Source organism: Ruegeria sp. YTSA135, from assembly GCF_059610165.1.
Window position 1 is genome coordinate 1 of sequence record NZ_JBXWNC010000035.1, and the last position, 9560, is coordinate 9560.

The window sequence follows — 9560 nt, forward strand, 5'->3', positions numbered from 1 at the left end:
GGTGCGATGGTAATTCGCGGTCCGAGTCTCACTATCTGGACGGTTACTGAGATAGAGATTAAACAACCTCTTACCATTAAATCTAAAATTCCCGTAACCTGCTAATAATTATGTGAAATCCAATTATGCGTTGCCCATGATACACCCAAACGCCCCAAATGGTTTAGGACAGGACGGTTGAAGTCATGACAACCAGCGAAACAAACACCAAGACTGCTAAGCCGAAAGCTCGGCGGAGCTGTAAACACTGCAAAAAGCGATACACGCCTTATAGATCAACTTCGCAATACTGCTCCAACAGTTGTCGGGTGCTGGCTTGCAATACGCGCAAGAGGCAAGAAGCTGAAAAAGCCGCCAGACGAGAAGACAGTATGCAGCGCTCAATACGCTGGCACCGAGGTCAGAAGCAATTCCAACACCTGTCCGAAGACGAACTCAGGGTACTCATTGAGGCCAAATGGGAAGACCGACACCAAAAAGACCTTCAAAGAAGGGTTAGTGCCCGGGAGCGATACGGGCGTCAGAAGTCATCTGAAAATTTTGGTGCGAAACTTCTCCTATCGAAATCTGGCGACAATAGAAAAAACCAGAGTCCAGAAGAGTGTGGATCAGCGTCCCCAAGAACAGGTACACTGGCTAATAGTACTCGACCAATTATCGAGACGAAGCGGCGCCGTAAGCTTCTTCTGCGAAACCAGGGCAGCTGATCCCGCACAAAGGTCGCAAAATTTGGACGCCCTCGTCCTTCAACTGATGCTCTAACTTGAGCATATCTGCAGTAGTCGTTTTACACCGTACATCTGTAGAACCCTTCCTCAAGGTACTACTCTAGTCCTTTAAGGATGGCTCCCCTGGGAGGTGGCTAGACCATTGTAATTAAATGGTTTTGATCGCCCACTTTCCGCAACTGTCGCGTTTTCGCGCATTCTAATCCCGACAACCCTCTCCAACTAATCGCAACTAAGCCCCAACAGGCACTGTTGCTCCAAAAGGAAATACTGCTATGGCTGACATCACTGTCGTCGACACCATTATGGGTGCCGGCAAGACATCGTTCATCATCGAATACATGAACCGTGCCCACTTCGAGGGCATGTTCAATTCATCTAAGCGTCGCTTTATCTACGTTACGCCTCTCTTGGACGAAGTTGAACGGGTAAAGAAAGCGTGTCCCAATCTCAGATTCAAGGACCCCAAGCCAATACATGGTCGCAAATACTACGGTCTTCAGAAGCTGATCGACGAAGGCGAGAACATCGCGACGACACACGAGTTATTCAGGATGATCACACAAGAAACGAGAGAAGCCCTTTTGTCGGGCAACTACACGCTCGTGATTGACGAAGTTCTTACATGCTGTGATTTCTTCGATGGGTTGACCAAATTCGACCAAGACGACCTCTTCTCCGCCGGAAAAGTGTATGTTGAACAATCTACCAAGCGTCTTCGCTGGAACCACGAGGAGCATGCGAGCTACGAAGGTAAGTTTTCTCCAATCAAGCACCTCTGCGACAATGGGAACCTGACTGTCTATTCGGATGGACAGCGCAACAAACGTGTCCTGATCTGGCAGTTTCCGGTTGAGTTCCTGGAGTGCTTCAACGAGGTCTTTGTGCTGACCTACTTGTTCCAAGGGTCTCCTATGCGATCCTACTTGGAGGCAGAGGGCATTACGTTTGATTTGAAGGCAGTGTCTGGAAACCGCTCTACCGGATACAAACTAATACCGTGGTTGGATCACAACGAAAGAGAGATCAAGTCTAAGGTTCGAAAGTTAGTTTCGATCTACGACGGCAGAGGAAACGACATCGGAACCCCAAAGGGAAGAGAGCAGCCGTTGTCATCCTCATGGTTCAAACGGGCCGACGCGGCATCCCTACGTAAGTTAAAGGGCAACACCGTTACGTTCTTTAAAAACCACGCCAAGACACGATCAGGAGACAACGCATGGACATCGTTCAAGGACCACCGAAAGAAACTTAAAGGCGAGAGCTATTCCGGTAAGAGCTGCTGGATACCACTCAATACCAAGGCCACAAATGACTTCGCTCACAAGAAATCCATGGCGTACCTAGCCAACAGGTTCTCCTTGCCGATCCTCCGCAACTTCTTTGCAGAACAAGGTATCGAGATGAATGACGAAATCTATGCGATCTCAGAGATGGTCCAGGTCATATGGAGGACGGCAATCAGGAACAATGAACCGGTCATACTGTACATCCCTAGCGAACGAATGAGGACGCTGTTCCAATTGTGGTTGCAAACCGACAGCACCGCGGATTTGCTCGATCAACTTGCACCTGAACCTCAAAAGCTAGCCGCGTGAAAACCCAGCCCTCGCCGATCTGGTGGGGGCGCCCCAAATTTGGATTTGGACCGCATGTTGCTTTGAGATGACTGTCTTCGTTCCTACCTTTTTTACTCAGCTGCCATTTGCAGCTTCGGTTACCTTGTCAAAGTGGTTCTCAAATATTGCGAAGGGAATCCGGACGGTTTCCCAGACGCCGGAGCCTTTGTTGGCCGGAATCTGAGGAGAAATATCGCTTGGTCTCAAGACTGCAAGATTGGAGTATGCATCCTCCAAACACCAAAGATGGAAGTGATAGTCTTTAGAGCTTTCAGCAGTTTCCCATTCGTTTCTTGTTATGAAAAAAAATGCATTCGACACTCTAGCCGTGGAACACTTTGCCTCGATTTTTAATGGCGTGTCATCGTCAAAAGACTGTCGCGAGAGTATGTCGTAACCATAGTGGTCGCCGTCGAGTGCCATCCATTTTGGTCGGAATCTTGTTCTCTTGGTTTCATACTTAATGGATAAGCGTTCCCCTGTGCGTCCTAGTTCAAGTTTTCGTTTATCATTCTCCCCTCTCACCCTAGCGCCAAGTTTGTCCCAGAAATCAATAACTTCCTGATCTTCGCCGTCGGCCAAACCGGCCTCGTACAACAACTGTGAAATTTCCGGGGGAGACTGTAGCAAGACCTGTCGCCTACCGTAGCGTACTAGTTGCAGCCATGGATCTCTTCGCTCAATGAAATAGTCCGCTAACATGAAACGAAGTTGGCTCGTTGAGTGATTAAGTTCCAAACAAGCTCTGCCGCGCTCTGTAATCGCGATGTGCCCATCAATATTCGTAAAAACCCAGTTTAAAGAACTCGCATGGTCTAGGATTGTATGTGCTGGAACAATACCGAAGTTCAGATTGACTACTTCAGGCCGTGTCAGCCTCTGTCTCTCCAGCACTCTGAGAAGCTCAAAGCACTCATAGGCGGTGCTAGGGGTCAAAAGGTTTTGCATTGGCTACCGCCTGAACGCGTCTAAAAGTGCTTTAACGTCGTCTAAATCCAGCGCCGCCGAGTCTATTTCAGCGTCCTCATCAGAGACTTGAATTGGAGAAATACTAAGTGAACTGTCCTTCAGAGCCGTAGCCATTGCGTCAACCTTGGCTTCAAGCCGAAGCCTCACGGTTTCATCAATAGTTCCCTCACATTCCACGACATCCAGGTGGGTCAGTTGCGTCTTCGATAAACCTAATCTGTGTATTCGGTCTTCCGATTGAAGGTATTGAGCTGCATTGAAATTTCTGTCGAGGTAGATCGCATGATGACAAACATGATGAAGGCTAATACCTTCGCTGGCCGCTGCAGGATTCGCAATCATCACCTGACATGTAGGGTCGTCGTGGAACTTTTTGATTTTCCCTTCTCGAGTATCCTCGTCTTCGTCGCTACCAGCATCTACGCCACCGTGGATAAATACGGCGCCTAGATCGCGAAAGCACTCGGCTAGATACTCTACGTTCTTTACAAAAGAGGTCCAAATCAAAACCTTGTGGTCGTTCTTGGTCAATTCTCGCGTACGTTTGACAACATAGCGAATTTTGGGACCCTCTCCTGCAGCTAGGGTGTCAGACAGTTCATCCGCGAATTTAAACTCGGGTTTATCCGCAAGTAGAGCAGGGTTGGAAACGAATTGCAGTACAGTTGTCACCGACTTACCAAATCGACGAAGGGCAAACTTAGTATTTTCAGAAAGCGCTTTTTCTGCTTCTCTCGCAATTTCGCTCTTTAGCAAGCGGTAGAGCTTTTCTTGGTGGGAATCCATTTGTAGCCGAGTCAAACTTCTTCGAACCTCAGGCAAGTCCAGTTCCGCTTTGTTAGTACGAACATAAATTTTGTTCACTAGCCCGATGACGTTTTCTACGTTTGCGCCAATTTCAGGATAGAGAAAGTTGAACTGCGGGATTAAGTCTTCCACAGATTGCGGCATTGGAGTTCCGCTCATTATTAGTTTGCTTTGCGGAAGGTGGGAAAACCGAAGTATTGCCTGAGTGGAAATGCTATTCGGATTTTTGATCCTATGGCTTTCGTCCAAGAAAACGTGAACACTATTTTTGGACAAATAGTCCGAAATTACATCTCCCACGCGGGTGAGTTGCTGATATCCAATTATCATGAGTTTTGGGCGATCGAGAAGTTGCGAGGGTATCTTGCCTGTTTTCCGCAACCTTTCAAATTTGCCACTCAGGCTGGGTATGCACTCTGCAATTTGCTCGTCCCACGCCGCAAATGCGTTTTTTGGGGCGACTACGAGTAGACTATCATCCTTTGAAGACTTCAGAGCAAAAAATGCAAGAGCTTCAGTTGTTTTTCCAGCTCCAGGGACTGAGAATGTAGCTCCACTGGGACGAGAGATCAGCTTGGATACGTTCCTAGATTGGTGCTGAGTCAGTCTTCGCTTAAACCCAGCCTCTAACAGGAGATTTTCCAGTTCCTGACGGCCTAACTCATCCGGGATTTCGTTGAAGCTTTCTTGCCTAGATCGCGCCTCGCCGAGCATCCTCAGTGCGTCAGGAGCAATACTGAAATCCTTATCTGACCGGAGACCAAAAGCGGAGATAATGTTCAAGATTTCCGTTCGAACTGACAAAAACCTCCACCACGGTAATGTGATCGAAAGCTCTGTTTGTCTTTGGGCATCTTCGGATGCCTCCAGACAAGCCGTGCAAATAAACTTAAGCCACTTCTGTTCGGCGTCTTCTGATGCCCAACTTAGCACCGCTTTCCGATCCTTATCAGCGTAGTCGAATAGCAGCAAATTAGTTGTTCCGCGTCGCTAAAAAGGTTCGTATTTTTGTTATTGAGGCTTCGATCTCATCTAACTGAGCAGATGCTCCATCAATTGTGGCTTCAGGGGTCAGTCCCAAGTTGACTGCCTCAATTAACGCGGTCTGAGATTTTTGTAGCTTCTGCATTAAAAAATCTGACTTTGCTTTATCGCTCAGCTTCTCCTTTTCACTCTCCAAAGTACTCACAATAATGTCGTGGGCTTTGGTAAGTTCTGCGGAAGAGCTGTGGATTTGAGCGACAAGCTGCATATCTTGCTGTTGCGTACCAGTTGCAGCTCCTCCACCAAAAGCGTCTTCAGCCTGAGAGTCCACAGAGCCGTCACTCTCGACAGAAAGCTCTTGCCGCAACTGATCTTTTACCGAAGACAGATGTTTGCCGAGCGTTGGAATAAACGTATACAGCCGCTCACCTGCAGCGTCCGGGTCATCAATGTAAGAAAATGCCAGCTGCTTCAAAACCTCCCTGTCCGCCGCACTTTGCTGCTCCTTCATGGTCTTGTTCAAGCGTTTGAACGTGTGTTCCGTTTCACTTAGTTCTGACCAGATGTTTTTCTTCCCGCGGGTTTCTAGGTACTCTGCGCCCAGATCACGAATTTCGAAAAGTTCCTCGATTTCTTTCTTTTGTTTCCGGTATTGCTTGGCCAAGTCCTTGGTGCTGTAACCAAACTTTCTCTGCTTCTCCCGAAACATCTTGGCTTCTGCGTGCCAGGAGTAGTCGCTACGTATATCCCTTTCGATCTGCAACCTGGACTCGAGAGCGTCTAGTTCCTTCTCTTCGCACTTTGGAAGCACAACCACGTCTACATGGCTGAAATGTGGGTAACCGTCTGGGTCTGAACAGAAAAACTCTCGCCAACAGCACAGTCGGCGGTTGCCGTTAATTACGAAGCCATTCTCATCGAGCAGAAGCGGTTCAACTTGTCTGTTTGATGGGTCCTTAAATTTCTCGGAGAGGCCCTCTTCTCCTATCATGCTTTCTAGAATTTGGTGTTGCGCTTCTTGCAGTACATAAAGCTCTGGATCCCCGTCGGTAAAAAAGTTCTCATTCTTACCGTTGATCGTTACCCATTCTTCTTGGACCGAAGATGTACGACCATTGGCAATTCTGTACTTGGGAAGATTGATTTCTACTCGAATAATCGGAAGGCTCGCCACCTCGCCTTTGAAATTCTCTATTCTAAACGTATCGGCGCTGGCTCTCTTTGCCTCCTCATGAAGGTCAGAAAAACACTCTTTTCGATTAGGTAGCGCCCATCCGTATCGGTTTTCAGCTAATGCTTTGTTAACTTCTTCGTTCATGTCTGCTTTCTTCTCATTGGAAGGATATTACCGCTATCGGTATGTAGATGACTTTTTTGAATATTTGTAATTCGCTTACCAACCTATCGGAGTTCGCCAGATTGTCGCCAAGCTCTCTCGCCGCCATTGCTGTTGGCAATACCAGCACGCCCACGTCGATGATGTTGCTCAAATACATCTGCTGAAGCTTGATCAGGTCGGCGTACATCCTCGACATGTTACCAGTAACTTGGATACCAAGGCCGACTTGGTTTTTTTGCGCGGCAATAGTGATTTTAGAACCATGCGCAATCTGGACTCTACTCGTCCAGCCTTGCCGAAACAAACCATCTTCAATTTCGTTTCGCAGATCGGAGCCGAATCCACGCTCGATTGGGGTCTTGCAATGGTGAAGCGCTTCCAATACCTCACTTTCCTCGTTGGCTGGTAGCAATTCCACACCGCCGAGGTGAGAGTTTTTGAACGTGTCCATAGATACTTAGCCGAGTAATTCTGTTGCGAGCAACCATACACTGGTCAGTTGTCAATGCCACGAGAAAATTCCGAGCATTGCCATCCATTCGTTGCCATTGGAAGACGATAGGTTCGTTGATCGACAGGGATAGATGAACCAAAGAAGCGGGTCACTTCTGCATATTAGCTTTGTGCTTGTATGAGTCGATCTTGTTCCCGCTTATTTTTAGAGCAGAAAGTTGCGCCAATTGGCTAGGCCCGATAGGGTCAACCTTCGGTTTTGACGAGGAGGCAGGGTCGTGGACCGAGCAAAAAACAGTGGTAAGAGGCTGACTGAAATAGATGCTGCAATCGTCAAGGGGATGTTGCTACGAGGTGACAGGCAACACGACATTGCGGCTTGGTTCGGTGTCAACGGCGGTCGCATTGGTGAGATAAGTAAGGGCAAGAAGTTTCTTGACGTTCAGCCTCAACTCGAAAGTCTGCCTCGACCGGGTCCCTATTTGTCCGGGATGGCGTCAGAAAGTCTCATGTCCGAATTTCGAATGCTTCGAAGCAAGACAAGGAAGCTACTTGATCATAATGACCTAAGCCCCCAAGCGCGATCCATAGCAGCTAGCATGTTGAACCAGCTTGAAACAGTTATCGGGGACTAGTCATTGACAAGTGCAACACTTCGATCCGAGCGCCACTTTACCACTTTGTAAATTGCACTCTCGAACGATCTGGCGTTGAATAAGAAAAAAATATTGCCTGGGGTGGATCCGGTTACTCACACATGGTAATAGAGGCACAACTTGAAGGCGGGGGCGTTTTTGCGGGTAGTAGATTTATATGCAGGTATAGGCGGCTGGTCCGTGGGCTTCAAACTTGCCGGGTTCGAAGTTCTCAAGTCATATGAGTGGTGGGAACCTGCAGCCAGAACACACGAAGCCAATGGTTCGTCGGACGTTGCAATAGCCAACATTCGTCAACTCAACCTGACCTCTTTGCCCGTTGACGTAGATGTCGTAGTCGGGAGCCCCCCTTGTACGCAATTTTCATATTCAAATCGCGGGGGTTCAGGCGACATAGCTGACGGGTTGGTCGACTTGGAACGATTTTTGGCAATCGTAAAGCATTTAAAGCCCAAAGCATGGGCTTTTGAGAATGTTCCGCGTGTAAAAAACGTGATTGAAAGAGAGCTTTCCAAGGGTGGGGCCCTAGAGCAATACAAAAATCTGTTCAAAGACGCCCAGATTGAGATTTTCGATATGGCAAACTTCGGCGTACCTCAGCGTCGAAAACGGTGCATCGCAGGAAACTTTGATTTTGGGCTTCTTAGGTCATACCACTCTGTAATGGAGCAACCCACACTTGGTGATGTTGTTGGGGCACTCCAGCAAGGTCGCGACCCGATCTTTCAAACCTCAAGTGAATTCGTCATCCACGACAACGATCCAGAAGAACCTCTCAATTGGGAGGAGGAGCGGTTTAACCGAGATATGAAAGAAGCTCACCCTGTTTATAACGGAATGCCTTTCCCAGATCCTTTGGATCGATCCAGCCGAACTATTACGGCAACATGCACACGTGTATCACGAGAAAGTTTGATAATACGCGAACCGAATGGTGCGTCGTTCAGACGACTGTCTGTGCGTGAGCGAGCTTCGCTACAGAGCTTTCCTGTTAAGTTTCAGTTTCTGGGTAAAAGTCACGCGCAGAAGTTGAAGATGATTGGCAATGCTATTCCACCGGTATTCACCTATCTTATTGCTGAGGCTATTAAAGGAACTGACGCGAGCTGCCTTCGTCTACCTTCCGAAATTGATGCCAACGCACTGATTCCTGAGGGTGAGGGCTTCAAAACCCTACCAGACAACTCGGGTAGGACGTACCCAGAAGACAGAAGGTTTCGCTTCAGTATTCCAAACCTTAGGTTCAAAAGTGGGACCCGCTTCGAACTTTCGAATGTTGAGGGTCAAGACAGATGGCATGTCGCGTTTTTTTTCGGTGACTCAAAACGCATCCACAATAGGACGTTCACTCAGGACGCAATCGAAACGGCAATAACAAATTCACCAAAACATATCGCTGATCAGGTTTGCAAAACGCAAAGACACTTCATGGACAAAGTGGACCTGAATGGGCTGGACGCTCTACAAGCAACTTGGAGTCATAGATCGCAGGGATTGCATCCGTTTGAGCTTATTGACCGTTTGGGTCAATTCGTAGATCAAGAGTTAGAGCAGGGTAAATGGTCCTGTTTGGCCGACAGTGATCTCAGAATTTTTGTTCATAACATTATCTTTGATCAATATCAGGCGGAGAATTTTGCGGTGCAGAAGATCTCCAGATACCTCCGACAAATTGCTATTGGATCCGTAGTTGCATCTCTGGTTAACAGCAAACTATTTGAAACACGGCAAAAAATACTGTCCACGGTTTGATCCGACGACAAATGCGGCTGGTTTGATAACAACAAGGAAAAAAGCGCCTGGGTTGCACAATGGAGTGCATACCCCGAAGCATCAGAACTGTTTTGGTATTATGACCTTCGTCCTATTAGCCCCGTCGGCTTTATCATGAACGGAAACCGAAATGGTTTGCGCGGGATGCCTGTTCTCAGCTCGCACTAGCTTGTTTTGGCTGTCAGAACCTGTTCGAAGATGGTTTGCGTTTGTTTATTCCGAAACGACAAGA

General features: G+C 47.8%; 6 protein-coding genes. 2 read left to right on the forward strand and 4 right to left on the reverse strand.

Features of this window, described 5'->3' with window-relative positions; genetic code table 11:
- Positions 1-1003: 1003 nt before the first annotated feature.
- Positions 1004-2326 (forward strand): YonV family putative phage-derived protein, encoded by a 1323-nt coding sequence (locus tag AC2FIT_RS22310; protein WP_496832590.1) that lies wholly within the window; start codon positions 1004-1006, stop codon positions 2324-2326.
- A 96-nt stretch (positions 2327-2422) separates the two neighbouring features.
- On the opposite strand, the gene AC2FIT_RS22315 is transcribed toward AC2FIT_RS22310, so the two are convergent.
- Genes AC2FIT_RS22315 through AC2FIT_RS22330 form a run of 4 tightly spaced genes read right to left on the reverse strand, consistent with a single transcriptional unit; the run spans position 2423 to position 6897 of the window.
- Positions 2423-3295 carry a protein NO VEIN domain-containing protein gene (locus tag AC2FIT_RS22315; protein WP_480433135.1) on the reverse strand — a complete coding sequence of 291 codons (873 nt, stop codon included), beginning with the start codon at positions 3293-3295 and terminating at the stop codon, positions 2423-2425.
- A 3-nt stretch (positions 3296-3298) separates the two neighbouring features.
- Positions 3299-5095, reverse strand: a complete 1797-nt coding sequence (locus AC2FIT_RS22320; protein ID WP_496832592.1) for a DEAD/DEAH box helicase — start codon at positions 5093-5095, stop codon at positions 3299-3301.
- Position 5096: 1 nt separating this feature from the next.
- Positions 5097-6425: a hypothetical protein gene (locus AC2FIT_RS22325; RefSeq protein WP_496832593.1), complete on the reverse strand. Its 1329-nt coding sequence runs from the start codon at positions 6423-6425 to the stop codon at positions 5097-5099.
- 13 nt (positions 6426-6438) lie between these two features.
- Entirely contained in the window at positions 6439-6897 is a 459-nt protein-coding gene (locus AC2FIT_RS22330; protein WP_480433140.1) for a BglII/BstYI family type II restriction endonuclease, read from the reverse strand.
- A gap of 796 nt (positions 6898-7693) precedes the next feature.
- On the opposite strand from AC2FIT_RS22330, the gene AC2FIT_RS22335 reads away from it, so the two are divergent.
- Positions 7694-9307: a DNA cytosine methyltransferase gene (locus AC2FIT_RS22335; RefSeq protein WP_496832595.1), complete on the forward strand. Its 1614-nt coding sequence runs from the start codon at positions 7694-7696 to the stop codon at positions 9305-9307.
- Positions 9308-9560: the final 253 nt, after the last annotated feature.